Source organism: Thalassovita litoralis (assembly GCF_900182725.1).
Lineage (GTDB): Bacteria > Pseudomonadota > Alphaproteobacteria > Rhodobacterales > Rhodobacteraceae > Thalassobius > Thalassobius litoralis.
Map to the genome: position 1 here is coordinate 1 of NZ_FXTO01000007.1, position 23,242 is coordinate 23,242.

A 23,242-nucleotide genomic window follows, 5' to 3' on the forward strand; every position below is an offset into this window, starting at 1 on the left:
AACGATAGGCCCGAAGTGCGGGAACTGTTTTCCGGGTTCCATATCGAGGCTGTGAACCTGACCTATACCATCGCCAAAGCGGGGGCAAAGCAGGTTAGCGAGTTGCTGATTTCCAACAGGGAAGTGCGGACGGGACTGCTGTGAGAGCGGGTAAACGGGGGCGCAGCATGTTGCGCGCCCGTTGTTGCTCTGCATGACCGGCCCTTGGACTGCCGTCCTTCGCCAGCTCAGATGCTGCGCTGCCGCCCGTATTTCCGGCCATTTGAAGCGATGCGCAACAATTTCACCTACCGAAGGTCGGCAGAGCGGGACGAAGTTGCCGTTCGTATAATCCTGAGCGATGGCCGCTCTCAGCCCAACGCGGACGTCGCGGTCTAGCACGTCGGGCTTAGACAGGACGTTCACTGCGCGTTTTCGAATAAACGCAGTTCTCAGGTTACGCTTCCACAAGTCGAGCTTCACACCCACTGCGGGTATAGTTATCTTATTGCAGCGAACCTTGGCAACAACGAGATATAGATGGCGCTGGACGTACTCCACTACTATTGCGACTGCAGCAGCTACGCGGGTGACAACAAGTATGCTGTCGTCGGCGGCATTGCTGTCAAGGCTCACATGGTTGACCTCCTAAACGGCAAGGTCCAGTCGTTGAAGGATGGAATCGGTATGCAGAGCGAGTTCAAGTGGAGTGAATATCGCGGTGGCAGGAAGAAGGCGACTTATGAGGCCTTGGTCGACCTTTTCTATGAGGCGATCGACCTGCACTATATGCATTTCCATGCGATTATCGTCGATTTTAATGAATTCGATCACCACAAGAAAGGACGTGGCGCGCCGCAGTTGTCTGTCAATAAGATGTACTACCAGCTTATGCTGCACGAAGTTTGCAGGCGGTATGGAAGCAAGTGGCGCATAGTCATGTTCCCGGATCATGGGCCGGATTCTGATCAAATTGGCGACTACAGAAACGGGATTTGTGCGCGAGCATATAAGATGTACAGCGCAAAACCGAACTGCCTTAGAGAAATCCACCCAACTGCATCAAAGAAGGTCGGTCTTCTGCAAATGACTGACGTGATCATAGGTGCGATGGCTGCGCATCGTGAAGACAGAACGGTAAAAGCGGTGAAGTCTGACCTGCGAGAATACGTGATGGCGAAAAGCCCGATTACGGACCTGTCGACAGACACCCCACGAGACGAGCGGCAGTTCTCTATCTGGAACTTCAACTGTTAAGATAATCCACACGCGACAGCCTATCGGTCCTCCCGAGGAGACCGGTCTAGCCAGCCGTTTCGGCTGCCGCGAGCTGACATCAGCATACTATGCGCTGCCTGACATTCAAGGTTTCTCTTCTTTGACATCAAAATCGTGATCAACGAACGGCAAGGAGGCGGTTCGTGCCACGACTTTGCAAAGCGCACTTTCCTGCGCATAGCCGCCGTTTGCACATGACGCAGCAACCGTCAAAAAGGGCTCGAAGCCGACCTGCGGCAGTGCAACGTGGCACTTGCCAGGTCCGAACCATTGCGCCGTCGTTCCCGGCCCAAACCGGACGCCCGCGAAAGCCATCATTGCTGCGTCGCAGCTTCACCGAACCGGCCATTCGTGCATCGTGCAGCATTTTTGAAAGGTAAAGGTCTGCAGAGCGGGATGGAGCCGACATTTGGCGGATGACACGTTTTCGACACCAAGTCGGCTATAAAGGCTCGCTAACCCGCCGCCCGAAAGCGACCATATGTTCATATCACCCTCGATTGGTCTATGCTCTCTACAAGCGGAATGACGGCGAGGGACCCATGGTGGAGAATTGGATCCGGATGGATGAGGCGGAGGATGTAGCGGGATCGATCCGCCATGTTATTCGCGCCGCTCAGGTTGTGGGCGACGACCCCCTAGCATGGAAGTGGGTGGTGCTGGCGTTGCATTCGGCGCTGCAAGGCGCCTGCGTATGTCATCTCACTACGACTGCGGCACCGGTGGGTGCGGTCACCAAGCCTAACGCCGGCGAGTGGCTGGCTTATTTTGAGAACTCGCGTACCAATCTGAAAGCGAAACCGCCCAAGACCCATTTAATGGGGCTTCCAGACCTACTTGCAGCAGTGCGAGAACCTCATTCGGCAGGGGATCGCAGCAACACCGCCGGTGTCGTGATCAGCGAAACGGAGCTGAATCGGTTGCGCTGCTTTCACAGGGATATTCGGAACCAGTTCGTGCATTTCGAGCCGATGGGGTGGTCGATTGAGGTGTCAGGAGTTCCTGAGATTGCTAAGCTAGCCGCACGCATCATCGGGGACATTCTCCAAATTGGTTGGGCATTCCGCCATCAAGATGATGCGAAGCGCGAAGAAATGCAGCGAAGTCTCCATACCATGGCCCTGATCGAATGGCCTGCTTAGCCGCCTCCGGACCGCAAAGGGCTCGAGGCTGCCTTGCGGCGGTGCAGCGCATTATTTTTGGCGCTTTGGGTGGACTGACATCGAAGTCGATGACGGCAGCCAGCCCCGAACTGACATTGACATTGCGCTGCGCGTGCTTGTTCATGAACTTGGGGGATGAAATTCTGAGTCTCCTAGGTCGGAGGGGGAGGTCGAGTGCCAACATTCGAAAATAACTTCAAATTTGACTCAAGCCCATTTGAGCAATACGTCGCGGAGAATGAACCGGACATCCTCGATTATGCGGTAGTTCCTCCCTACTTTGAAGTCGCCAAAAAGCGCGCGCAGACACCATCCACACATTTACTATTCGGTGCTCGGGGCGGAGGTAAGTCGGCTACGCGGCTTGCAACCGAGCGAGAACTCTGGAAATTGCACGCTACGAATAAGACCGTCCCACTTGCGGTTCCTTACATCGATTTCTCCAGAGTTCTGGAGGTTGGTTCTGTCAATGACATTTCTTCCGATGTTCTGCTGAAAGAGCTCGCCTTTCGGGTGATTGAAACAATTTTGCTATGGATCTCCGATCAAGATGATGCTGAGGACATAGTAGAACTCTTGGAGCCTGAAGAACTTAATTTGGTGGTTGTCTTGGTACAGGCCTTTTACCTGCGGGTCCCCGAGGCAAATCGTAGGGTTAGCCAGGCACAAACTATGGCGATTCTAAGGCAAAATTGGAAGAGTCAAACAAAAAACTGGATTCAGAAAAAATGGTCTTCGATTGCTGAACTCGTCAGCGTGGTTGCCTCTGGCCTTTCAGAGAAACATGCCAATACTGAGAGTATAAGGTCTCAAGTTGCCGACATGTTCAATGAAAATGGCGCCATTATCTCAGGCACTGCTTTGCTCGCGAAGTTGGTTGAATTAACGAGAGTATTTGGATTTTCGGGAGTGTCTGTGTTTGTCGATAAGGTTGATGAACATCCTATGACTCAGAATTCACCCGAAGCCTCTGCGCGTCTCATCTTTCCGTTGCTGTCGCACGTTCAGTTAATGGAGGTAGAAGGTTTAGGATGGCAGTTCTTTTTGTGGGATAGAGTTAAGGGCCTATTTGCCAATGGTACGCTTTCAGTTCGGCTCGACAAACTGGCACACAGCGAGGTTTCATGGACGGCGGACTTCCTCCGAAAAATGATTGACACTCGTATATCATTTTTTAGCTCGAATCGCTTATCCCGTTTTTCAGAATTAGCAGCTGATGAAAGCATCAGTGATGAAAAGATTGGCGAGATCATAGACCTGGCGGTGAAGTCACCACGAGAAACAATTCGGTTGTTGGATACAGTCGTGCGAGAATTCGACTCCAAGTATTCTTCACAGCAAGAGCATCGTTTTCTGGAGGCTGAAGACTTCGTGAACGGCATGGACAAATACGTTTCTGATGTCATTTGGTCGATATACGATAAAGAAGTTCTTAGTCAGATTTTAAGGCTAAACAAATCCACCTTCATTAACAAAGAAGTGCAAGCTGCCTTCAAAATCAGTGCTCCTGCCGCAACAAATCGTATCTTAAAATGGCAAGACGCGGGTGCGGTAAGTCTAAGCGGAAAGCGGGAAGCGGAAGGCGGGGTGGGAGGAAAGCCGTCCAATGAGTATTCAATTGCGGACCCGCGTATTGTGCGCCTCATGGAAAGAAAGCTGTACGACGAACAGATTTTAACGGAAGCACCGATTGAGACAGACAAGTAGTCCCGTCCCTTGCCGCCGGTTTTCTGAAGCCTCGGACTGGACTCTGCAAAATCCGCTTTCTGCGCATTGCTGACCTTGGTGCCAAGTGCAGCATGTTAGCCCGTCGAGCTTCCATCCTGAAGGCCGCTTTCGTAGTTTAGACAGGATGCGTTTGCGGGTGCCGCGAATGACCGGTATCCGCCCATTGTCACCCCCTCTCAAAAAAACCCGGATGAGGCAGATGCACCCCATGGCGGATGGTGTCGGCCCCATACCGTCGGTTGATCAGGTCAATCACGTCAGAGGCCCGTTCACCGGCAGTCTTTTCGGCAGGCCCCAGCGGTAATAGCAGATCCCCAGTGCGGCGTGTAAGGTCTGCGACATGCCCCAGATGAATGCTGACGGACAGGATCGCCCCGGGTCCGCGCTTGCCAATATGGCGCTCCCACAAGTCGCGGTGCAGCGACAGGAAATAAGCTGTGTCCGATGATGGACGGCACCTGATGCTATCGCTCCACCCCCCGTCCGCGCGGCGCACGCTGAGCATCAGTTCAGTCGCAACCCGTCCATCCCGCCGCATTCGTGCTGTCGCTTTTGCCAGTAGCCAGCGCCCCACCAGATAGGCCGGGCGGACGCGGCGCTTGTCCGGGGCCAGAACTTTGCTGTTGCCGTATCCATGGCGTGAGGTGCTGGTCAGCGGTATGTCCATGCCCTGCAGAGCGCGCACAAATCGCTCCCCCTCGACTGACCGCCAAATTGCGCGCGCGTGGCGCGGATCAAGCCGGTATAGTGCAGGTATGTCCATGATCCCGGCGCGGTGCAGTTTTTGCAGGATGCCGCGCGATATGCCGGGTAGATCATCCAGTGCCAGATGTGCCAGCCGGTCGGGCATGTTTTCCGGGGCCAGCCACTGGCAGCCATCCGGTTTTTCCAGCTTGCCTGCGATTTTTGCCAGTAGGTGATTTGGCCCCATGCCCGCCGAAAAGCGGATAGCCGGGCCGATCTCGGTGGCAACCCGACGCTTCATGCGACGCACCAGATCGAATGCACCATCAATAGTGCGATGCGGCCCAGACAGCACCAGCTGAAATTCATCGACAGATCTGATGCGTTCCAGTTCTGCCATCTCATCCAGAATTGCCGCAATGCGCAGGTTGTAGCGGACATACAGCCGATGGCGGGATGGTAGGAAAGTGATTCCAGGGCAGAGCTGCCGAGCCTCTCGGACAGACGTGCCGGTTTTGATGCCGTGCGCCTTGGCCTCGTAACTGGCAGCCACACAGGCTCCGCTGGTCGAATCGATAGCGGTGATAGCCACTGGCTTGCCGCGCAGTGCCGGGTTTTCGTGCTGTTCGACCGATGCAAAAAAGCTGTTCATGTCGATGTATAGCGTTCGTAGAAGTGTCATCCACAAAACCTGCCGAATGGTAATTCACCGTCAAATGTTCTATATATGTTCTCATTCTGCAAGGGGTGGAACATGGACCGAAAACAGCAATTATCTAACGTAGCATTTGGTGGTGACTGGTCAGAGGCGGTCGAGCCGGGTGAGCGCACGGCGCTGTGCCTGTTGAGGCTGGCGGAGGCTGTAAGGAATTGCCAAGAGGAAGATCCAGCAACCCCGGACGTTCTGGAGGCGCTGGATTGGCTGGCTGCGCGTATCTCGCGGGGCGCTCTACTGCGCTCTGCTTTCCTTAAGGCGGCGCAACACCCAATTCCCGAACTTCGACAGTCGGAACTTTGGCGCACGCTTAGAACCATACGGTCGTTGGTTGGGGAGGCAGCTGGGCGCTGAAGATGGATATGCAGATATTTTTATGCGCTCCAATTGGACAAAATGAAAGGCCGGTCAACTTCAGGCTAATTGTGTGCATGCGCAAAAAAATGGGGGGGGGCTGTTTGCATTTAAGCCTACAAAGGATGCACGTAAAAATCGGTCGGAATAGGGGGGGGTGATTAAAAAAGGGGGGGATTCAATTTTACCCAGAGCTCCCTCTATGGCCAAGATCGCAATCAAAAACTGCGGGACACTCGATACGTAAGTCATTGATTTAATTTGGGTGGGTTTGTGTGCCTGCGGGACACCTTAGCCTTGATTTTAAACGAAAAATTAAGGCTATGGTGGGCGACCCTGGAATCGAACCAGGCATGGGTCTCCCCGGCGGAGTTACAGTCCGCTGCCGCACCTTGCAGCTCGTCGCCCGTGTCTGCGGCCGTGCCTCAGAACGTGTGGGGGTGATTACAAGTGTCGGCGGGGGGCGTCAACAGGAAAATTCCTTGCAGTTGTCTGCTGCGCGGCGCATTACAGCCCGCAACGCCAAACATGGGGATCAGCACGATGAAAAAGCCCAAATGGGTCGTCGAAAAAGAGCAGGCAAAGAAGGCGTCCGCCTCTGAAACCGTGTGGATGTTCGGCCTTCATGCGGTGCGCGATGCGTTGCAGAATCCCCGCCGTGAAAAGCTGCGGCTGGTGGTGACGAAAAACGCGCATGACAAGCTGGCCGATGCGATCGAGGCCAGCGGCATGACACCCGAACTGGTGGACCCGCGCAAATTCAATGTACCGATTGATGCCAATTCGGTGCATCAGGGCGCCGCGTTAGAAGTGAAACCGCTGGATTGGGGCCGGTTAGAGGATGTTTGCATTGGCAAACCCGACCTGCCGCCCCGCGTGGTGGTGCTGGACCGCGTGACCGATCCGCATAACGTCGGGGCGATTCTGCGCTCGGCCGAGGTGTTCGGGGCCTGCGCGGTGATTGGCACCCGCCACCATTCCGCCCCGGAAACCGGCGCTTTGGCCAAAACCGCTAGCGGGGCGCTGGAACGGCAGCCTTATCTGCGTATCCGCAATCTGGCCGAAGGCATCGAAGCCCTGCAAAAAATGGGCTATCTGGTGCTGGGGCTGGCGGGCGAGGCGGATCAGACCATCGAAACCGCGCTAGAGGGCAAACGTGATCGCCCCGTGGCGCTGGTGCTGGGGGCCGAAGGGCCGGGCCTGCGCGAAAAGACCCGCGACACCTGCGATGCATTGGTGCGGATTGATTTTGCCGGGGGGTTCGGGTCTTTGAACGTGTCCAACGCGGCAGCGGTGGCGCTTTATGCGTCTCAACCGCGTTAACGCGGTGTTCACAGGTTTTTGACACCCTCTTTATATCTGATCATGCGATCATACATGTAATGCGAACTGCGGGGCCGGAACCCCTGCGGCTCCATTCACTGTCCCTCGTTCCGTGACTTGCACCCCAGGCTGCCCCTGGGGTGTTTTTTTACGCCGATGGGTTTCTGACCCTATGCAGCACGGACTGGGCGCGATAACCCTAGGGCATGAGCGAACATTATTCTGACGATTTCCTGAAAACGATTCTGAAGCGCACCCGGCGCGTGGCCGTGGTGGGGGTGTCGATGAATCCGGTGCGGCCTTCGAACTATGTTGCCCGGTATATGGGCCTCAAGGGGTACGAGGTCATTCCGGTGAACCCCGGCCATGCAGGCGAAATCCTGTATGGGCAAACCGTGCGTGCCACCCTGTCCGAAATCGAAGGCGGTGTGGATATGGTGGATATTTTCCGCCGGTCCGATCACGTTCCCCCTATCGTGGACGAGGCATTGTCGGCATTCCCGGAACTGCAAACGATCTGGATGCAGATCGGCGTGGAAAATGCCGAAGCCGCTGAAAAAGCGCGGGCGCGGGGTGTGGATGTGGTTATGAACCGCTGCCCCAAGATCGAATATCAACGTCTGTTCGGGGAACTGCGCATGGGTGGTTTCGCCACCGGGGTGATTTCGTCGAAGCTCTGAAACCAGCATGTAAAATGTGTATTTGTGTTTGACATTGTTGGGTGGCGCTCTATCGTTTGATTGGGTTTTTAGTATATAAAAATAAATACGTTAGCGTATTTATGGGCAGGCACAGTGATGTCAAAAATTCAAAATAGCCTAAAAGGGCTAGCTTTAGTTTGTGCGTGTTTTGGGCTTTCGGCCTGTGTTGATGGTGCGGCTCAGCCGGGGCTTGCGCAGAAGCCGCAACTATCCACTGCGGCGTCGTCGTCAGATGCAACCTTCGGTTCCTTTTCGGATGATGCGATGAAGAAAAAGGGGCGTGCGCCAAGCGGACATATCGTTCAGCATCTCGAATCTGTTCGCAATTTTTCGTTTGATCAGAAGGTTGATTTGACCAGTGCACGGTTGCAGTTCTCAACCGGTAAACAGTTGCGGCAGGTCTGCGGTACAGCGGATGCCCCCCTTGGCGAACGGCCGATTCTGAACACAGCCAAGCAGGTCAAGGCCTATTATTCGGGCGTGATCGGTACGATTGGTGATCGCGCAGAGTGCTGGACAACACGCTATCCGAACATGCAAGCTGACCGCGATGTCGAACTCGCGTTTTTTGAAGTGTTGGGCAAGGATCTGGTGAAGCAGTATCAGTCCGGTAAGTTTACAACTGCAAAGGACAAGAGAGAGCTTGCGACAGATTTGAATGTCATGCGTCACTATCTGAAATATGAGATTACGAATGATGCGGTTCTTAATCTCGAGATGGAGAAGTTCCGGAACCCGGACAAAACAGTGGCCTTGTTGCAGCGCAAGGCCTCTCGTGATTACGAGCGGATTGCATATTGGAAATCCGTTGATGCCAAGCGCCGCAAAGCAACCCTTGATGCGTTTGCCAGCGCCCTTGTGGCGGTTTCAAATGACAATCCCATGACCCGCCCCGGCCTAGGGCAATCGCTTCGGACCTATACGCCAACGTCACGGATTGTGAACAGCAAGAATCCAGCGCTGAACGTCGCGTTGAATAATCTTGATCGCACGGTTTACGGCGAGAAAAGCTATAATAATCAAATGCGCAGGCAAGCCATGGCAATGGCGCGCACCAAATCGTCCGGTAGTGTCATGACACTTCGGGAACATGTTCCGTGCACGTATTCGATACCGGGCAAAAACTGCGTGAGCCAAGAAGAATTCCGTTCTTTCAATGAACGGCAATTGGCGATAGATGCGCGAAATGCCCGTACCCGTTCCGCAGCCGAGCTTGCGGCTATTCGAGCCCAAGCGGCGCGTATTGAAGCGGCTGAAAGGGCGGCCATCGCTGCCAGAGGCAGAGGCCCAGCAGTTATTCAATAACGCCGGAATGGCGACCAATGTAGCAAAGGTCCGCGAAAATTCGCGGGCCTTTTTAAGTTGTTATGCATTACGCGCCGGTATTGTTGCTGGCGCGCCGTCCCTGATTTTCCGCCTTGCGCCGGACGGGCGTTCCCCGCACCTTGCCGTTATGCGTAAACTCACCCTCGATACCCCGACCGGCCCGGTCACGCTGACTGAACAGGACGGTGCCATCACTGGGTGTCAGTGGGACCGTTCTGCCGCTCCTGTGTCGCAGACCCGGACCAGCCCGCTTTCGGAAGCTGCCGCCGTACAGTTGGCGGATTATTTTGCAGGCACCCGACGTGGGTTCGATCTGCCTCTGCGCGTCGATGCCAGCCCGTTTCAGCAACAGGTCTGCGCCGCAATTGCCGCACTTATGGCGAACTGGCCCGCGATCTGGGGGGCCGGCACAGGCGGTTGAGCAGGGGGGGGGCAACCCGATCCCGATTCTGATCCCGTGCCACCGCGTTTTGGCGGCGACCGGGTTGGGCGGGTTTTCCAGGCGTGGTGGAGTGGAAACCAAGGTTTGGCTGTTGCGCCACGAGGGGGCGGGCGGATTACTGATCTGACCCTGTTCTTAGTCGGTCCTCTGGCTTCACCTTACCCAAAATACTCAAGTTTCGCAGTTTTCCACACATAGACCGACCAAGGGCCTTATTCCCTAAATCGGGCCATAGGACAAATGCAACGCGCGCTGGGGGCATTGAGGGGGCAAGCAGTGCCACCAGTGCAGTGTAGCAGGCGGTCAGAATGCCTTGAACGTCAGGGTGGTCAGCGACCGTTCGATGCCCGGAATATCCAGCAGATGATCGTTGATGTATTTGCCCACATCCTGATCGCCGGGGATATACAGCTTCATCATCAGATCGAAATCGCCACTGGTGGAATACAGTTCTGAATGGATTTCACGCAGCACGATTTCTTCGGCCACGCGATAGGTGGTGCCGGGTTTGCAGCGGATCTGAATGAAAACGCAGGTGGTCATGGTGGTGCCTCGTATCCCTTGGGTGCGGCCAAGCTGTCATAGCAATGCAAGGGGCGCAAGGGGCGCTATAGGCTTGGACAAGGGCGCAGGTGCGGCCTATAAGGCGCGGGACAGATTTGGAGAGCATCATGCGCACAGCCACGATCACCCGCAAAACGGCAGAAACCGAAATTTCGGTGACGGTGAACCTGGACGGCACCGGGGCCTATGACAACCAGACCGGCGTGGGGTTCTTCGATCACATGCTGGATCAACTGGCGCGGCATTCGCTGATTGATTTCACCATCCGGGCCAAGGGCGATTATCACATTGATGACCACCACACCGTCGAAGACACCGGTATCGCGCTGGGGCAGGCTTTGGCGCAGGCCTTGGGGGATAAGAAAGGCATTCGTCGTTATGGCGAATGTCACCTGCCAATGGATGATGCACAGGTGCGTTGCGCATTGGACCTGTCCGCGCGGCCCTATCTGGTGTGGAATGTAACCTTTGCCGCGCAGAAAATCGGGACGTTTGATACCGAACTGGTCCGCGAATTTTTTCAGGCGTTCAGCACTCATGGCGGGATCACGTTGCATGTGGATCAACTGCATGGGTTCAATGCCCACCACGTTGCCGAAGCGGCGTTCAAGGCGGTTGCCCGCGCTTTGCGGCTGGCAGTAGAAACCGACCCGCGCAAGGCCGATGCGATCCCGTCCACCAAAGGGGCGTTGTAAGCGCATGACCACCGTTATTGTCGATTACGAAAGCGGCAACCTGCATTCGGCTGAAAAGGCATTTCAGCGCATGGCCGTGGAAACCGGGGCTGGGCAGGTTATCGTGACCTCGGACCCCGAGGTGATCCGAAACGCGGATCGTGTCGTGCTGCCGGGCGACGGGGCATTCCCGGCCTGTCGCGCGGCGCTGTTCGACCATCGCGGCGTGTTCGAGGCGATGGAAGACGTTGTGATCCGGCAGGGCAAACCGTTTTTGGGGATTTGCATCGGAATGCAGATGCTGGCGACGCGCGGTCTGGAATATAGCGAAACCCCCGGTTTCGACTGGATCGGCGGCGAGGTGGTCAAGATCGACCCCGCCGACCCGGCGTTAAAGGTGCCGCATATGGGGTGGAACGATTTGGTGATCGACCACGCGCATCCGGTGTTCAATGGGATCGAAACCGGCAATCACGCCTATTTCGTTCACAGCTATCATTTTCGTGTGGCGGATCCGGCGCATCTGCTGGCGCATGTGGATTATGCTGGGCAGATCACGGCCATCGTGGGCCGGGATAATATGCTGGGGATGCAATTCCACCCTGAAAAAAGCCAGAAAACCGGCCTGCATATGATCGCCAATTTCCTGAACTGGCGTCCGTAACACGGCCCCTAGCGCTGACGTTGTGCCGGTGGCTGGAGCAGGATTGGATATTTTTACCAAGAAAGAACCCGATGTGGCACGTTCCGGGCTGTTTTAGCCCGGCACTCGTGTCCATGTCTGGGATTGGCACAGTGGGCCGATGCAGCCGCGTACTGTCAGTTTGTTGCCTTGCAGGTGCATTTGGCCGTCAAACTGCATGTTTTTTAACGGCAACCATCCGCGCCCTTCGTAACGCCCCGGCGCTGTGGGTTGCATGTCCCAGAACACGCGCTTGCCCAGATTAGGGGTCGTGACGGGGTTTCCCTGTCGGTCGAATGTTCGCAGAATCGTGCCGCACAGTGCCACGCCGCAGGGGGTGGCGTGGATATGGGCCACCTGTCCTTTGCGGTCGGGCGCGGTCAGCCACAGGCCCAGCAATGGCTCTGACCAGCCGGGAGAGACCTGAAACAAGCAAAGTACCAGAACCAAAAATACGCGCCGCATGACGACTCGCCCTATCGTGAAATAGATAGGGCAAGCATATCATGGCTGGCGCGACAGCCCTGTGACACAAACCTGTGAAACCGGGCTGTTGGGCTGACCTGCCGTTAATTTACGCGGCTCCACGTCTGTTTTTTGCAAATCGGGCCAATGCAGCCGCGCACTTTCAGCGTATTGCCGGACAGGTCCATTTTGGAACTGTACACTTTGTCCTTGGAGGGTTGCCAGATTTTGCCGTTGCGATAGGCGCCATTGCCTTCGGGCTGCATATCCCAGACCAGTTTCTTGCCGATATTGCCGGATTTATATTCCCCGTCCGCATTGAAGGTGCGGGAAATGACGCCGCAAACTTTTGCCCCGCATTCGGATATGGTGACATAGGCATAGGCACCATCGTCAACCTGTGTTTTCCAGATGCCCAAGACCGGATCGGCAAACGCCGCCCCCGCCATCAGAACCGAAGCTGCGGCCGCCAGTACCAGTTTTTTCATGGCTCATTCCTCCTCGAATATGCGTTTGATCCTGACCCGATGGGGCGATTCCGATCAAGCCTGACATTGGGGAAATGCAAATAGCGGGCGAAAAGTTGCATTTCCCCGCGTCCCATGCAAAACGGCGCAAGAGTTCCTGAAAAGAAATGGATGCGTCCCATGATCCTCTATCCCGCGATTGACCTGAAAGACGGCAAGGCCGTGCGCCTGTACAAGGGCGAGATGGAGCAAGCGACCGTGTTCAACGACAATCCCGCCGCGCAGGCGATGGAGTTTGTCAACGCGGGCTGTGAATGGCTGCATCTGGTGGACTTGAACGGGGCTTTTGCCGGGGAGCCAGTGAATGCCCGCCCGGTCGAGGAAATTCTGCAACAGACCAAGGTTCCGGCCCAACTGGGCGGAGGTATCCGTGATATGGCCACGATCGAACGCTGGCTGTCGCGGGGCTTGCAGCGGGTTATTCTGGGGACGGTCGCGGTAGAAAACCCCGATCTGGTCCGCGAAGCCTGTCGCGCCTTTCCGGGGCATGTGGCGGTGGGGATCGACGCCCGCAACGGCATGGTCGCCACCAAAGGCTGGGCCGAAGAAACCAATGTGAATGCCACCGATCTGGCGCGCTCGTTCGAAGATGCGGGGGTTGCGGCCATCATCTATACCGACATCAACCGCGATGGTGCGATGCAGGGGCCGAATGTCGACGAAACCGCTGCTTTAGCGAATGCCGTGTCCATTCCCGTGATCGCCTCGGGGGGGGTATCGTCGCTGGATGATCTGCGGGCGCTGAAATCCTGTGGCGCGCCGTTGAACGGGGCCATTTCTGGCCGGGCGCTGTACGATGGTGCGATTGACCTGCAAGAGGCGCTTGAACTTCTGCGGGGATAAGGTTCATCTTGCCGCAAATACTCTGGGGGAGCCATTCATAGAATGGCGGGGGCAACGCCCCCAACCCCTGCCGCCACAAAGGACTGGCCTATGTTGAAAACCCGTATCATCCCCTGTCTGGACGTGGCCGATGGGCGCGTTGTGAAGGGCGTGAACTTTGTCGATCTGGTGGACGCCGGGGACCCGGTGGAATCGGCCAAGGCCTATGATGCCGCCGGGGCCGATGAAATCTGTTTTCTGGATATTCACGCCACCCACGAAAACCGTGGCACCATGTTTGACGTGGTGCAGCGCACTGCTGAACAGTGCTATGTCCCGCTGACTGTGGGCGGTGGCGTGCGCACGGTGCAGGATGTGCGCAACCTGTTGCTGGCCGGGGCGGATAAGGTCAGTTTCAACTCTGCCGCTGTGGCCAATCCCGATGTTGTCGCCGAAGCCGCCGATCAGTTCGGCAGCCAGTGCATTGTTGTAGCGATTGACGCGAAAACCGTGGCCCCCGGAAAGTGGGAAATTTTCACTCATGGCGGGCGCAAATCCACCGGCATCGACGCTGTGGAATTTGCCAAACTGGTTGCCGCAAAAGGCGCGGGGGAAATCCTGCTGACGTCAATGGATCGTGACGGCACGCGCGCCGGATTCAATCTGCCGCTGACCAAGGCGATTTCGGACGCGGTGGACATTCCCGTGATTGCATCGGGCGGGGTGGGTAATCTGGATCACCTTGTTGATGGCGTCACCAAAGGCGGGGCCAGCGCGGTATTGGCCGCGTCTATCTTCCATTTCGGTGATTACACCATCCGCGAAGCCAAGGAACACATGGCCGCCGCGGGCATCCCCATGAGGATCGAATGACACTTGATGATCTGGCGGCAGTGATCGCCCAACGCGCCAAGGCAGACCCGGACACCAGCTGGACCGCGAAGCTGCTGGCCAAAGGCCCCGAAAAATGCGCTGAAAAATTCGGCGAAGAAGCGGTCGAGGCCATTATCGAAGCCGTCAAAGACGATAAGGCCCGCCTGACATCCGAGGCGGCAGATGTGTTGTTTCACCTGCTGGTGATGCTGCAATCGCGTGACGTTCCGTTGTCCGATGTGATGGCGGAATTGGCGCGGCGGCAAGGTGTTTCGGGGATCGCGGAAAAAGCTGCCCGCAAATGATCCGGCACGTGGTTTTCTTTTCGGCCAAACGCCCCGAGGATATCGAGGCAATTCACGATGGCTTGATGTTGCTGGCGGGTATTCCGGCGGCCACGCGGTTCGAGGTGGGGCGCAATCTGCAAACTGATCCGATTCCCGGCACGCGGGTGGATTTGGTGGTCTATGCTGAATTTGCCGATCAGGCCGCCTTGGCTGCGTTCAAGGCACATCCCCTATATCAGCGATCTATTGATGTGGTTCGTCCGTTGCGGGATCAACGTATTTCGGCTGACTTTTTGGCCTGAATGCTGAACCGCCTTTGGGTTTGGTTTTCATCTTGATCCAATTGCTTTGGGATACGTCCCCCACGGGGCGCAGCGCTGCCTGATACCATCAGACGGGATCGGCCCGCAGCCAAACCCCACCTTTGGGGCGTAGTGTCAGGATCATGACAGGGCTGGGGGTGCGACAGGGAACCGGGGTGAAGCGGAACCGGGCCAGCAAGCTGGCAAGGATAATCACGGCCTCTTGCAGCGCGAAACTGGCCCCGATGCAGATACGCGGCCCATCGCCGAAAGGCAGATAGCTGAAGCGGCGTATTGTTTTGCGATCCATGAAACGATCCGGTGCAAAGGTATCGGGACTGTCCCAAAGCAAATGGTTCCGGTGCAGGGCGTAAATCGGAAGAATAACCGTATCGCCGGAGCGTATTTCGCGCCCGCCCAGCGTATCGGCCCTTTGGGCCGTGCGGGACAGTAGCGCCGCTGGTGGGTATAGCCGAAGTGACTCGTCTACGATCCTGCGGATAAGGGGAAGGGCCGGCAGGTCATCAGCCGTTGCCGGGGATAAGGAGCCAAGGGCTGCCTGCGCCTCTGCCCGCGCTTGCGACTGGATGGTTTGGTCGAACGCACACAGATACAGCGCCCACGCCAATGTCAGCGCCGTGGTTTCATGCCCGGCCACAATGAAGGTCAGCAGATTGTCGCGCAATTCTGCCGTGTTCATGGTGCGTTTGGTTTCAGGGTCCTGACCAGAAAGCAACAGGTCCAGCAGATCGGGAATACCGGATTGTGGGCGGGTTTTGCGCGTTTGGATGGCCCGGTCGGCAACGGCTTTCATCTGTTTGACGGCGCGTCCGGCAAAAATGCGATCGGGGCGGGGCACCCAATCAGGCGCCCCCAGCATATCCAGCAGGCTGATGCGGGCGGTTTGGTCTATGTAGTTGTCGATGGCGCGGTGGGTGGCGTCCCGGTCAAACCCATCATCGCCGGAAAAGGTGACATCACTGATGACTTCGAATGTGGCGCGGACCATTTCATCATGTATGTCGATGGCATGTGGCCCGGCATTGGTGATCCGGCGACAGGCGTTTTCTGCCGCCTTACTCATGATCGGGGCAAGGTTAGAGACATTCCTGTGCGAAAAGGCCGGGGCCGCGGCCCGTCGTTGCCAGCGCCAATGTGCGCCTTCGGCGACAAACAGCGATTCTCCGATGGCGGGGCGTAGCAGATTCTTGGTGACATCGGATTTTGGATAGTCGTCCAGTTTTTCCAGCAGCACTTGTTTCAGGGCGTCCGGGTCCATGACCATGTGCCAGCGTTTTCCGGTTTTTCCTGAAACCATAGGCTGCCGAGTGGCGATTTCCGGGATGATAGACAGGATATTGCGCCGCGCGGCTGTCAGGCTTCCCCACAGACCCAGCGGTTGTGTGACTAACGGGACATGGACAGGCAGGCTGTGGGCGGTCATGGCGAAGTCCGATCAGGAAGCTTTTACTGCGATATAGCGCGACACTGGCCAAGCGGCAAAGCTGTACGATGGTTGCGCCCGTGGCGATTGCGCATGTGCGGCAAGTACTTTATCCCCTGAACCGATGGACCTGTTGGAGGCTTGCCCATGTCGCGTATTCTGATCCTGTTCGCCCTGTTGTTTGGGCTGACTGCCTGTACGAATTCCAACGACTTGGACAAGGCGCCGGTGGATTTGGGGACATTCCAGTTGGGTCACAATGTTGTGGTCGCCCCCAAAATGGTCAAAGGCCCGGTTTCACGCGAAGCCAGCAAAGAAGAGTGGATTGCCTCTTTGCATGGGGCGATTGCCGAACGGTTCGACCGATACGAGGGCGACAAGCTGTTCCATTTCGGCGTGTCCGTCGAAGGGTATGTTCTGGCCCAGCCCGGTATTCCCATCGTCGCATCGCCAAAATCGGTTCTGATCATCAACCTGACCGTATGGGATGACGCTAAGGGTAAGAAGCTGAACGAAAAACCAGAACAGATCACGGTTTTGGAAACCTTTTCCGGGGATACGCTGGTGGGGTCCGGCCTGACCCAAAGCAAAGAGCAGCAGATGCTAAATCTGTCGCGGAATGCCGCGAAAATGATTCAGGATTATCTGGTCAAAAAGAACACCGAGGAGGGCTGGTTCAAGCCCGACGCGACCCCGATGCCTGATGTCGAAGCCGCCCCGGATGAAAGCTGACAGGCCGGAAGCGTATGGATGTGCTGCAACGGTAGCCTTTTCTGGTGGCGTTGCGCGTGAAGCAAGGCTTGATTTCCGTTCCTCAAACCAATAAATCGGCCCCCGATAGATCAAACCGGGCCGACGGTGGCCCCCAAAGCACGAGGCGCCAAAGGAATGGCAAAGGAAAAGTTTGCGCGTAATAAGCCGCACGTCAACATCGGCACGATTGGTCACGTTGACCACGGCAAGACCACGCTGACCGCAGCGATCACCAAATATTTTGGTGACTTCAAAGCCTACGACCAGATCGACGGCGCACCGGAAGAAAAAGCACGCGGGATCACGATCTCGACCGCGCACGTTGAGTACGAAACCGAGTCGCGCCACTACGCGCACGTCGACTGCCCCGGCCACGCTGACTATGTGAAAAACATGATCACCGGTGCTGCGCAGATGGACGGCGGCATTCTGGTTGTGAACGCAGCTGACGGCCCCATGCCGCAGACCCGCGAACACATCCTGCTGGCGCGTCAGGTTGGTGTGCCTGCGCTGGTCGTGTTCATGAACAAAGTTGACCAGGTTGACGACGAAGAGCTGCTGGAGCTGGTGGAAATGGAAATCCGCGAGCTGCTGTCGACCTACGACTTCCCGGGCGACGATATTCCGATCGTTGCAGGTTCGGCTCTGGCCGCAATGGAAGGCCGCGATCCTGAAATCGGCGAAAACAAGATCCGCGAACTGATGGCGGCTGTTGACGAGTACATCCCGACCCCGGCACGTGCTGTTGACCAGCCGTTCCTGATGCCGATCGAAGACGTGTTCTCGATCTCGGGCCGTGGTACTGTTGTGACGGGTCGTGTGGAACGTGGCGTGATCAACGTTGGCGATTCGATCGAAATCGTTGGGATCAAAGACACCCAGACCACGACCTGTACCGGCGTTGAAATGTTCCGCAAACTGCTGGATCGCGGTGAAGCAGGCGACAACATCGGCGCGCTGCTGCGCGGTATCGACCGCGAGAAAGTTGAGCGTGGTCAGGTTCTGTGTAAGCCGGGTTCGGTTAACCCGCACACCAAGTTCGAAGCCGAGGTCTACATTCTGACCAAGGAAGAAGGCGGTCGTCACACCCCGTTCTTTGCGAACTACCGTCCGCAGTTCTACTTCCGGACCACCGACGTGACCGGGACCTGCATCCTGCCGGAAGGCACTGAAATGGTGATGCCTGGCGACAACCTGAAACTGTCGGCCGAGCTGATCGCACCGATCGCAATGGAAGAAGGCCTGCGCTTCGCTATCCGCGAAGGTGGCCGTACCGTTGGTTCGGGCGTTGTGTCGAAAATTCTGGCCTGATCCGACGATCTCGCCAAGACTACAGAGGGCCGCTGGAAACAGCGGCCCTTTTACTTTTGGGGCGTCAGGCCCGGTTGATGCGGTGGCGTAGCGGTGTATCTTATGGGGACTGATAGTCTCCGGGATTTTACTGATGCCGCCGCCTTCTTTTGTTCTTTTTGCTCATGCGTTGTCCGGGCCGGAAAGGGGCAATGTTCTGACAGAGCGTAGCCTGCTGAGTGCCTTGCGCGATGATGTCCCGGCTTGGGTGCATCTGGACGGCAAACAATCCGGCGCGGACGAATGGATTGCCCGGCATCTGGATTATCTGGACCCACAAGCGATTGAGGCCTTACTGGATGTCGACACCCGCCCCCGGATGACGGTGCTGGGGGATGGCATGATTCTGATCCTGCGTGGCATGAACTTCAACGCAGGCGAAGACCCCGAAGATATGGTGTCCGTCCGCATGTGGATTGACGCGCACCGGATTGTGACCATTTCGCGCAAGCGCGTCATGGCAATCGAACGCATGAACGAGGCCATGACCACAGGCGAGGGACCAGCAGATGCGGGTGCGTTTCTGGTGAAGCTGGTCGAGGATCTGACCTTCAATATCGCGAACTTTCAGAAGGATCTGGATACCCGTGCTGTCGAGATGGAGCATCAGGTGATCTCGGGCAGCTCTGAAGGGTTGCGGAAACAGGTCGTCGATATGCGGCTGAAAATCATCGCGGCCCGCCGGTTTCTGGGGCCGCAGCGGGATGCGCTGTCGGCAGTCGGGTTGGCGCGGCTGGATTTTCTGGACCCGCCCACCCATCGGGAAATTCAGGAAGAGCAGTTGAAAATGATCCGTGTCGTCGAAGATATGGATGAATTGCGTGATCAGGCGATGATTCTACGTGAAGAATTATCAGGGCAGTTATCGGACCGCCTGAACCGCAATATGTTCGTGCTGTCGATTCTTTCCGCGATTTTTTTGCCGCTGGGTTTTTTGACCGGGCTGTTCGGAGTCAATGTGGGCGGTCTGCCGGGGCTGGAAGATCGCAATGCTTTTTTGTGGCTGTGTCTGGCAATGGGGGCGCTGGTGCTGCTGCAATTGCTGTTATTGTGGCGTCTGCGCTGGATTGGGCGCGGTGGATAGGACCGAAACCGCACCGCCGTACACGGAAGGCGCAAGTTTATGTCTTTGTCCGCGAAAAGCCCCTTGATCTTGGCGCGTGGCTGTCCTAATCAGCGCACGGCCTTAGGGGTATAGCTCAGCTGGTAGAGCGACGGTCTCCAAAACCGTAGGTCGCGGGTTCGAACCCTGCTGCCCCTGCCATTTCCTTGTATCTGTGATCTTATCATTGGCTGTGAAAACGGCCAACAGGCAGGCGCTTTGCGGTTGTCGTGTGGCAACCCTTGAAATCCCGCGCCGGTCCGCGTATGTGGGCCACGTTCCCTAGATGAAGAAGACGACGCATATGGCACGTACCAATCCGCTTCAATTCGTTCAGCAGGTCCGCTCGGAAGTGGGCAAGGTGTCCTGGCCGACCCGCCGGGAGGTGATGCTGACCACTGTCATGGTGTTCATCATGGCCAGCCTGACGGCAGTGTTCTTTGCGCTGGTGGATATGGCAATCCGTGGTGGGTTGCGCGGGGTGCTGTCGCTGTTTGGCTGACGCCCTGAATTTTTCCCTGTAAGGGTTGATTAATTTCAGTCTTAGGGGTAGGTGACAGGCCTCATCCGAAAAATGGCGTGTGGCGATTCGAGTTGCACGCCGTATTTTTGTTTCGGTATGGGACGGGCTGCGGCCTAAAAAAGACGAAAGAATGTGGCCTTCGGGTCGTAGGATGCAAGGACTGAGTCGACATGGCGAAGCGGTGGTATTCGGTGAGCGTACTCTCGAATTTCGAGAAGAAAATCGCCGAACAAATCAGAACGGCTGTGATTGAAAACGGTCTGGAAGATCAGATCGAAGAAGTTCTGGTTCCTACCGAAGAAGTCATCGAAGTGCGCCGTGGCAAGAAAGTCACCAGCGAGCGCCGCTTTATGCCCGGCTACGTTCTGGTGCGTATGGAGATGTCTGACCGGGGATATCACCTGATCAGTTCGATCAATCGTGTTACCGGGTTCCTTGGTCCGCAGGGCCGCCCGATGCCGATGCGTGACGCCGAGGTGAACCAGATTCTGAACCGTGTGCAGGAAGGCGAAGAAGCGCCGCGCACGCTGATCCACTTTGAGGTGGGTGAGAAGGTGAAGGTTAACGATGGTCCGTTCGAAGATTTCGACGGCATGATCGAAGAAGTCGACGACGACAACCAGCGCCTGAAGGTAGCGGTGTCGATCTTTGGCCGGGAAACCCCGGTCGAACTGGAATTCACTCAGGTTACTAAACTGGCCTGAGACTGAACTGTGGGAGGATCGCGGCGCGCGCGTCGGGACCGGACCACACAACTAAGTGCCCAAGGATCGCGTTCCGTGGGCGTTGGATAGAAGGAGAGGCCAAATGGCCAAGAAACTCGTAGGTACGCTGAAGCTGCAGATCCCTGCAGGCAAAGCCAACCCGTCGCCGCCCGTCGGCCCTGCGCTGGGTCAGCGCGGTATCAACATCATGGAATTCTGCAAGGCGTTCAACGCCAAGACGCAGGAAATGGAAGCCGGTGCGCCGTGCCCGACCGTGATCAGCTACTATCAGGACAAGTCCTTTACCATGGACATCAAGACGCCGCCCGCGTCTTACTACCTGAAAAAAGCGGCTGGCCTGAAGCCGGTTGGCAAGCGTAACCGCCCCAAAGGCGCAGAGAAGCCCGGCCGTGAAACCATCGCGACCGTGACTGTTGCGCAGGTGCGTGAAATCGCAGAAGCCAAGATGAAAGACCTCAACGCCAATGACGTTGACGGCGCAATGCAGATCATCCTTGGCTCTGCCAAGTCCATGGGCATCGAGGTGAAGTAAGATGGCAAAAGTCGGAAAACGCACCAAAGCAGCCCGTGAAGCCTTTGCTGGCAAGGAAAACCTGTCGGTCGAAGAAGCTGTTGCACTGATCAAAGCCAACGCAAACGCGAAATTCGACGAAACCGTCGAAATCGCCGTGAACCTGGGTGTTGACCCTCGTCACGCGGACCAGATGGTGCGCGGCGTGGTTGGCCTGCCGAACGGCACTGGTAAAACCATGCGCGTTGCAGTGTTCGCACGTGGCCCGAAAGCAGACGAAGCCCAAGCCGCTGGCGCGGACATCGTTGGCGCAGAAGACCTGATGGAAACCATTCAGGGCGGCACCATCGAATTCGATCGCTGCATTGCGACCCCGGACATGATGCCGATCGTTGGTCGTCTGGGTAAAATTCTGGGCCCGCGCAACCTGATGCCGAACCCCAAAGTTGGCACCGTGACCATGGACGTGAAAGCGGCCGTGGAAGCAGCCAAAGGTGGCGAAGTTCAGTTCAAAGTGGAAAAAGCCGGTGTTGTACATGCGGGCGTGGGCAAAGCCTCGTTTGACGAAGCCAAGCTGGTTGAAAACGTCCGTGCCTTCGTGGGTGCTGTGGCCAAGGCGAAACCCGCCGGTGCCAAAGGCGCTTACATGAAGAAGGTATCGCTGTCCTCGACTATGGGGCCGGGCGTATCCGTTGATCTGGCCAGCGCAACTGGCGAATAAGAATTCTTCGTTGGGGCAACCCGATGTCGATGGCGGGGCGGTAACGCCCCGTCCTGTCCGAGACGGAGGGTTCAGGCAAATGCCTGAATAAATCCTTCCTGAGATGGGGAACGAGACGAATTGACCGTTGGGTGTGTAACCCTCGGGTGATCTGGCCTCGGGACCCTGAAATTGGACCCGAAACGGTGGGGCAACTCGCCAAAACTGAGCCGGGGGGAAACCCCCAAATTTGGAGTGAAACTGTGGATAGAGCACAAAAAGAGAAGGTGGTCGAGGAACTCGGCCAGATCTTTGAAAGCTCTGGCGTGGTGGTCGTAGCCCATTACGCAGGTCTCACGGTTGCTGAGATGCAGGACCTTCGCGCACGCATGCGTGCCGCGGGCGGTGCCGTACGTGTCGCCAAGAACAGGCTCGCCAAGATCGCCCTCGAAGGGAAACCCTGCGCAAGCATTGGTGACCTGCTGACGGGCATGACCGTTCTGACCTATTCCGAGGACCCCGTGGCAGCAGCCAAGGTGGCCGAGGACTTCGCCAAGGATAACAAAAAGTTTGAAATCCTTGGCGGTGCAATGGGCGAGAACGCTCTGGACCGGGCCGGTGTCGAAGCCGTGTCGAAAATGCCGTCGCGCGAGGAACTTATTGCCTCGATCGTTGGCTGCATCGGCGCACCCGCATCGAACATCGCCGGCGCCATTGGCGCACCTGCTTCGAATATCGCATCCATCTTGTCCACCATCGAGGACAAGGCGGCTGCGTAAGCAACCTTATGATCTGCGTAGGGTAAAAACCCTTGCGTTGGAACAACACATCTAAACGAACGGAAACAGTAAAATGGCTGATCTGAAAGCACTTGCTGAGCAAATCGTCAACCTGACGCTGCTGGAAGCACAAGAACTGAAAACCATCCTGAAAGACGAGTACGGCATCGAGCCCGCAGCCGGTGGCGCTGTCGTCATGGCAGGCCCGGCAGACGCCGGTGCCGCAGCCGCTGAAGAGCAAACCGAATTCGACGTGATCCTGGTCGACGCCGGCGCTTCGAAGATCAACGTGATCAAAGAAGTTCGCGGCATCACCGGCCTGGGCCTGAAAGAAGCCAAAGAGCTGGTCGAAGCAGGCGGCAAAGCTGTCAAAGAGCAGGTTTCGAAAGACGAAGCCGAAGAGATCAAAGGCAAGCTGGAAGCAGCTGGCGCTAAGGTCGAGCTCAAGTAATAAACGCCGGGGCAA

Annotated in this window: 27 protein-coding genes, 2 tRNA genes and 1 pseudogene; 23 read left to right on the forward strand and 7 right to left on the reverse strand. The window is 56.7% G+C overall.

What is annotated here, in order from left to right; translation table 11 throughout:
- Nucleotides 1-519: 519 nt before the first annotated feature.
- The gene (locus FN828_RS07505; RefSeq protein WP_142492797.1) at nt 520-1,236 is read left to right on the forward strand and encodes a DUF3800 domain-containing protein; all 717 of its coding nucleotides are present in this window, start codon (nt 520-522) and stop codon (nt 1,234-1,236) included.
- A gap of 105 nt (nt 1,237-1,341) precedes the next feature.
- Here the strand turns inward: FN828_RS07505 and FN828_RS07510 are convergent, their stop codons facing one another.
- Entirely contained in the window at nt 1,342-1,575 is a 234-nt protein-coding gene (locus FN828_RS07510) for a hypothetical protein (RefSeq protein ID WP_142492798.1), read from the reverse strand.
- Nucleotides 1,576-1,799: 224 nt separating this feature from the next.
- On the opposite strand from FN828_RS07510, the gene FN828_RS07515 reads away from it, so the two are divergent.
- Nucleotides 1,800-2,399, forward strand: coding sequence for a hypothetical protein (locus tag FN828_RS07515; RefSeq protein WP_142492799.1), 600 nt, complete (start codon nt 1,800-1,802; stop codon nt 2,397-2,399).
- Between the two features lie 195 nt (nt 2,400-2,594).
- On the forward strand, nt 2,595-4,127 hold the full coding sequence (locus FN828_RS07520) for a hypothetical protein (RefSeq protein ID WP_142492800.1): 1,533 nt from the start codon (nt 2,595-2,597) through the stop codon (nt 4,125-4,127).
- Between the two features lie 187 nt (nt 4,128-4,314).
- Here FN828_RS07520 and FN828_RS07525 read toward each other — a convergent pair whose 3' ends face one another.
- A complete protein-coding gene (locus tag FN828_RS07525; RefSeq protein WP_142492801.1) occupies nt 4,315-5,514 on the reverse strand; it encodes a DNA polymerase Y family protein in 1,200 nt (399 codons plus the stop codon).
- Between the two features lie 711 nt (nt 5,515-6,225).
- Nucleotides 6,226-6,309, reverse strand: a tRNA-Tyr gene (locus FN828_RS20475).
- A 135-nt stretch (nt 6,310-6,444) separates the two neighbouring features.
- On the opposite strand from FN828_RS20475, the gene rlmB reads away from it, so the two are divergent.
- The 4 genes and pseudogenes from rlmB to FN828_RS07545 all read left to right on the forward strand — a co-directional run bounded on the left by rlmB (nt 6,445) and on the right by FN828_RS07545 (nt 9,820).
- On the forward strand, nt 6,445-7,224 hold the full coding sequence (gene rlmB / locus FN828_RS07530; protein WP_142492802.1) for a 23S rRNA (guanosine(2251)-2'-O)-methyltransferase RlmB: 780 nt from the start codon (nt 6,445-6,447) through the stop codon (nt 7,222-7,224).
- A gap of 206 nt (nt 7,225-7,430) precedes the next feature.
- The gene (locus FN828_RS07535) at nt 7,431-7,904 is read left to right on the forward strand and encodes a CoA-binding protein (RefSeq protein ID WP_142492803.1); all 474 of its coding nucleotides are present in this window, start codon (nt 7,431-7,433) and stop codon (nt 7,902-7,904) included.
- A 117-nt stretch (nt 7,905-8,021) separates the two neighbouring features.
- Nucleotides 8,022-9,230, forward strand: coding sequence for a hypothetical protein (locus tag FN828_RS07540; RefSeq protein WP_142492804.1), 1,209 nt, complete (start codon nt 8,022-8,024; stop codon nt 9,228-9,230).
- Nucleotides 9,231-9,378: 148 nt separating this feature from the next.
- Nucleotides 9,379-9,820: pseudogene (locus tag FN828_RS07545) on the forward strand (methylated-DNA--[protein]-cysteine S-methyltransferase).
- A gap of 176 nt (nt 9,821-9,996) precedes the next feature.
- Here the strand turns inward: FN828_RS07545 and FN828_RS07550 are convergent.
- Entirely contained in the window at nt 9,997-10,236 is a 240-nt protein-coding gene (locus tag FN828_RS07550) for an Lrp/AsnC ligand binding domain-containing protein (protein WP_142492805.1), read from the reverse strand.
- 128 nt (nt 10,237-10,364) lie between these two features.
- Here FN828_RS07550 and hisB point away from each other — a divergent pair, with 128 nt between their 5' ends.
- A complete protein-coding gene (hisB, locus tag FN828_RS07555; RefSeq protein WP_142492806.1) occupies nt 10,365-10,952 on the forward strand; it encodes an imidazoleglycerol-phosphate dehydratase HisB in 588 nt (195 codons plus the stop codon).
- Between the two features lie 4 nt (nt 10,953-10,956).
- Nucleotides 10,957-11,595 (forward strand): imidazole glycerol phosphate synthase subunit HisH, encoded by a 639-nt coding sequence (gene hisH, locus FN828_RS07560; protein WP_142492807.1) that lies wholly within the window; start codon nt 10,957-10,959, stop codon nt 11,593-11,595.
- 93 nt (nt 11,596-11,688) lie between these two features.
- Here hisH and FN828_RS07565 read toward each other — a convergent pair whose 3' ends face one another.
- Entirely contained in the window at nt 11,689-12,078 is a 390-nt protein-coding gene (locus FN828_RS07565; protein ID WP_142492808.1) for a DUF2147 domain-containing protein, read from the reverse strand.
- Nucleotides 12,079-12,182: 104 nt separating this feature from the next.
- Entirely contained in the window at nt 12,183-12,566 is a 384-nt protein-coding gene (locus FN828_RS07570; RefSeq protein ID WP_142492809.1) for a DUF2147 domain-containing protein, read from the reverse strand.
- A 159-nt stretch (nt 12,567-12,725) separates the two neighbouring features.
- Between FN828_RS07570 and hisA the strand changes: the two genes are divergently transcribed.
- The 4 genes from hisA to FN828_RS07590 all read left to right on the forward strand — a co-directional run bounded on the left by hisA (nt 12,726) and on the right by FN828_RS07590 (nt 14,889).
- The gene (gene hisA / locus FN828_RS07575) at nt 12,726-13,448 is read left to right on the forward strand and encodes a 1-(5-phosphoribosyl)-5-[(5-phosphoribosylamino)methylideneamino]imidazole-4-carboxamide isomerase (protein WP_142492810.1); all 723 of its coding nucleotides are present in this window, start codon (nt 12,726-12,728) and stop codon (nt 13,446-13,448) included.
- Between the two features lie 90 nt (nt 13,449-13,538).
- Nucleotides 13,539-14,300 (forward strand): imidazole glycerol phosphate synthase subunit HisF, encoded by a 762-nt coding sequence (gene hisF / locus FN828_RS07580; RefSeq protein ID WP_142492811.1) that lies wholly within the window; start codon nt 13,539-13,541, stop codon nt 14,298-14,300.
- A complete protein-coding gene (locus tag FN828_RS07585; protein WP_142492812.1) occupies nt 14,297-14,605 on the forward strand; it encodes a phosphoribosyl-ATP diphosphatase in 309 nt (102 codons plus the stop codon). Before hisF ends, FN828_RS07585 begins: the two co-directional genes overlap by 4 nt.
- A complete protein-coding gene (locus tag FN828_RS07590) occupies nt 14,602-14,889 on the forward strand; it encodes a Dabb family protein (protein WP_142492813.1) in 288 nt (95 codons plus the stop codon). Before FN828_RS07585 ends, FN828_RS07590 begins: the two co-directional genes overlap by 4 nt.
- An 88-nt stretch (nt 14,890-14,977) precedes the next feature.
- On the opposite strand, the gene FN828_RS07595 is transcribed toward FN828_RS07590, so the two are convergent.
- A complete protein-coding gene (locus FN828_RS07595) occupies nt 14,978-16,333 on the reverse strand; it encodes a cytochrome P450 (RefSeq protein ID WP_142492814.1) in 1,356 nt (451 codons plus the stop codon).
- Between the two features lie 147 nt (nt 16,334-16,480).
- Between FN828_RS07595 and FN828_RS07600 the strand changes: the two genes are divergently transcribed.
- The 10 genes from FN828_RS07600 to rplL all read left to right on the forward strand — a co-directional run bounded on the left by FN828_RS07600 (nt 16,481) and on the right by rplL (nt 23,227).
- Nucleotides 16,481-17,065 (forward strand): hypothetical protein, encoded by a 585-nt coding sequence (locus tag FN828_RS07600; RefSeq protein ID WP_142492815.1) that lies wholly within the window; start codon nt 16,481-16,483, stop codon nt 17,063-17,065.
- Between the two features lie 156 nt (nt 17,066-17,221).
- Nucleotides 17,222-18,397, forward strand: a complete 1,176-nt coding sequence (tuf, locus tag FN828_RS07605; RefSeq protein ID WP_142492816.1) for an elongation factor Tu — start codon at nt 17,222-17,224, stop codon at nt 18,395-18,397.
- 133 nt (nt 18,398-18,530) lie between these two features.
- The gene (locus tag FN828_RS07610; RefSeq protein ID WP_142492817.1) at nt 18,531-19,520 is read left to right on the forward strand and encodes a zinc transporter ZntB; all 990 of its coding nucleotides are present in this window, start codon (nt 18,531-18,533) and stop codon (nt 19,518-19,520) included.
- A gap of 104 nt (nt 19,521-19,624) precedes the next feature.
- Nucleotides 19,625-19,700 (forward strand) — tRNA-Trp (locus FN828_RS07615).
- Between the two features lie 142 nt (nt 19,701-19,842).
- Complete coding sequence (secE, locus tag FN828_RS07620) at nt 19,843-20,040, forward strand: preprotein translocase subunit SecE (RefSeq protein WP_142492818.1); 198 nt, start codon at nt 19,843-19,845, stop codon at nt 20,038-20,040.
- Between the two features lie 191 nt (nt 20,041-20,231).
- Nucleotides 20,232-20,765 carry a transcription termination/antitermination protein NusG gene (nusG, locus tag FN828_RS07625; RefSeq protein ID WP_142492819.1) on the forward strand — a complete coding sequence of 178 codons (534 nt, stop codon included), beginning with the start codon at nt 20,232-20,234 and terminating at the stop codon, nt 20,763-20,765.
- 103 nt (nt 20,766-20,868) lie between these two features.
- The gene (gene rplK / locus FN828_RS07630; protein ID WP_142492820.1) at nt 20,869-21,318 is read left to right on the forward strand and encodes a 50S ribosomal protein L11; all 450 of its coding nucleotides are present in this window, start codon (nt 20,869-20,871) and stop codon (nt 21,316-21,318) included.
- A 1-nt stretch (nt 21,319) separates the two neighbouring features.
- A complete protein-coding gene (gene rplA, locus FN828_RS07635) occupies nt 21,320-22,018 on the forward strand; it encodes a 50S ribosomal protein L1 (RefSeq protein WP_142492821.1) in 699 nt (232 codons plus the stop codon).
- 242 nt (nt 22,019-22,260) lie between these two features.
- Nucleotides 22,261-22,776, forward strand: a complete 516-nt coding sequence (gene rplJ, locus FN828_RS07640) for a 50S ribosomal protein L10 (RefSeq protein WP_142492822.1) — start codon at nt 22,261-22,263, stop codon at nt 22,774-22,776.
- A gap of 73 nt (nt 22,777-22,849) precedes the next feature.
- A complete protein-coding gene (rplL, locus tag FN828_RS07645) occupies nt 22,850-23,227 on the forward strand; it encodes a 50S ribosomal protein L7/L12 (RefSeq protein ID WP_142492823.1) in 378 nt (125 codons plus the stop codon).
- The last annotated feature ends 15 nt before the right edge of the window (nt 23,228-23,242 follow it).

What these genes read in the sequence shown, in the direction of transcription:
- FN828_RS07590 (WP_142492813.1), top strand. Translation starts at nt 14,602, where the DNA reads ATGATCCGGCACGTGGTTTTCTTTTCGGCCAAACGCCCCGAGGATATC.
- FN828_RS07585 (WP_142492812.1), top strand. Translation starts at nt 14,297, where the DNA reads ATGACACTTGATGATCTGGCGGCAGTGATCGCCCAACGCGCCAAGGCA.
- rplK (WP_142492820.1), top strand. Translation starts at nt 20,869, where the DNA reads ATGGCCAAGAAACTCGTAGGTACGCTGAAGCTGCAGATCCCTGCAGGC.
- hisH (WP_142492807.1), top strand. Translation starts at nt 10,957, where the DNA reads ATGACCACCGTTATTGTCGATTACGAAAGCGGCAACCTGCATTCGGCT.
- hisB (WP_142492806.1), top strand. Translation starts at nt 10,365, where the DNA reads ATGCGCACAGCCACGATCACCCGCAAAACGGCAGAAACCGAAATTTCG.
- rplA (WP_142492821.1), top strand. Translation starts at nt 21,320, where the DNA reads ATGGCAAAAGTCGGAAAACGCACCAAAGCAGCCCGTGAAGCCTTTGCT.
- FN828_RS07535 (WP_142492803.1), top strand. Translation starts at nt 7,431, where the DNA reads ATGAGCGAACATTATTCTGACGATTTCCTGAAAACGATTCTGAAGCGC.
- rlmB (WP_142492802.1), top strand. Translation starts at nt 6,445, where the DNA reads ATGAAAAAGCCCAAATGGGTCGTCGAAAAAGAGCAGGCAAAGAAGGCG.
- FN828_RS07600 (WP_142492815.1), top strand. Translation starts at nt 16,481, where the DNA reads ATGTCGCGTATTCTGATCCTGTTCGCCCTGTTGTTTGGGCTGACTGCC.
- secE (WP_142492818.1), top strand. Translation starts at nt 19,843, where the DNA reads ATGGCACGTACCAATCCGCTTCAATTCGTTCAGCAGGTCCGCTCGGAA.
- FN828_RS07510 (WP_142492798.1), bottom strand. Translation starts at nt 1,575, where the DNA reads ATGATGGCTTTCGCGGGCGTCCGGTTTGGGCCGGGAACGACGGCGCAA.
- FN828_RS07565 (WP_142492808.1), bottom strand. Translation starts at nt 12,078, where the DNA reads ATGCGGCGCGTATTTTTGGTTCTGGTACTTTGCTTGTTTCAGGTCTCT.
- FN828_RS07525 (WP_142492801.1), bottom strand. Translation starts at nt 5,514, where the DNA reads ATGACACTTCTACGAACGCTATACATCGACATGAACAGCTTTTTTGCA.
- hisF (WP_142492811.1), top strand. Translation starts at nt 13,539, where the DNA reads ATGTTGAAAACCCGTATCATCCCCTGTCTGGACGTGGCCGATGGGCGC.
- FN828_RS07515 (WP_142492799.1), top strand. Translation starts at nt 1,800, where the DNA reads ATGGTGGAGAATTGGATCCGGATGGATGAGGCGGAGGATGTAGCGGGA.
- FN828_RS07595 (WP_142492814.1), bottom strand. Translation starts at nt 16,333, where the DNA reads ATGACCGCCCACAGCCTGCCTGTCCATGTCCCGTTAGTCACACAACCG.
- nusG (WP_142492819.1), top strand. Translation starts at nt 20,232, where the DNA reads ATGGCGAAGCGGTGGTATTCGGTGAGCGTACTCTCGAATTTCGAGAAG.
- FN828_RS07550 (WP_142492805.1), bottom strand. Translation starts at nt 10,236, where the DNA reads ATGACCACCTGCGTTTTCATTCAGATCCGCTGCAAACCCGGCACCACC.
- FN828_RS07610 (WP_142492817.1), top strand. Translation starts at nt 18,531, where the DNA reads ATGCCGCCGCCTTCTTTTGTTCTTTTTGCTCATGCGTTGTCCGGGCCG.
- FN828_RS07570 (WP_142492809.1), bottom strand. Translation starts at nt 12,566, where the DNA reads ATGAAAAAACTGGTACTGGCGGCCGCAGCTTCGGTTCTGATGGCGGGG.
- rplL (WP_142492823.1), top strand. Translation starts at nt 22,850, where the DNA reads ATGGCTGATCTGAAAGCACTTGCTGAGCAAATCGTCAACCTGACGCTG.
- FN828_RS07540 (WP_142492804.1), top strand. Translation starts at nt 8,022, where the DNA reads ATGTCAAAAATTCAAAATAGCCTAAAAGGGCTAGCTTTAGTTTGTGCG.
- hisA (WP_142492810.1), top strand. Translation starts at nt 12,726, where the DNA reads ATGATCCTCTATCCCGCGATTGACCTGAAAGACGGCAAGGCCGTGCGC.
- FN828_RS07505 (WP_142492797.1), top strand. Translation starts at nt 520, where the DNA reads ATGGCGCTGGACGTACTCCACTACTATTGCGACTGCAGCAGCTACGCG.
- tuf (WP_142492816.1), top strand. Translation starts at nt 17,222, where the DNA reads ATGGCAAAGGAAAAGTTTGCGCGTAATAAGCCGCACGTCAACATCGGC.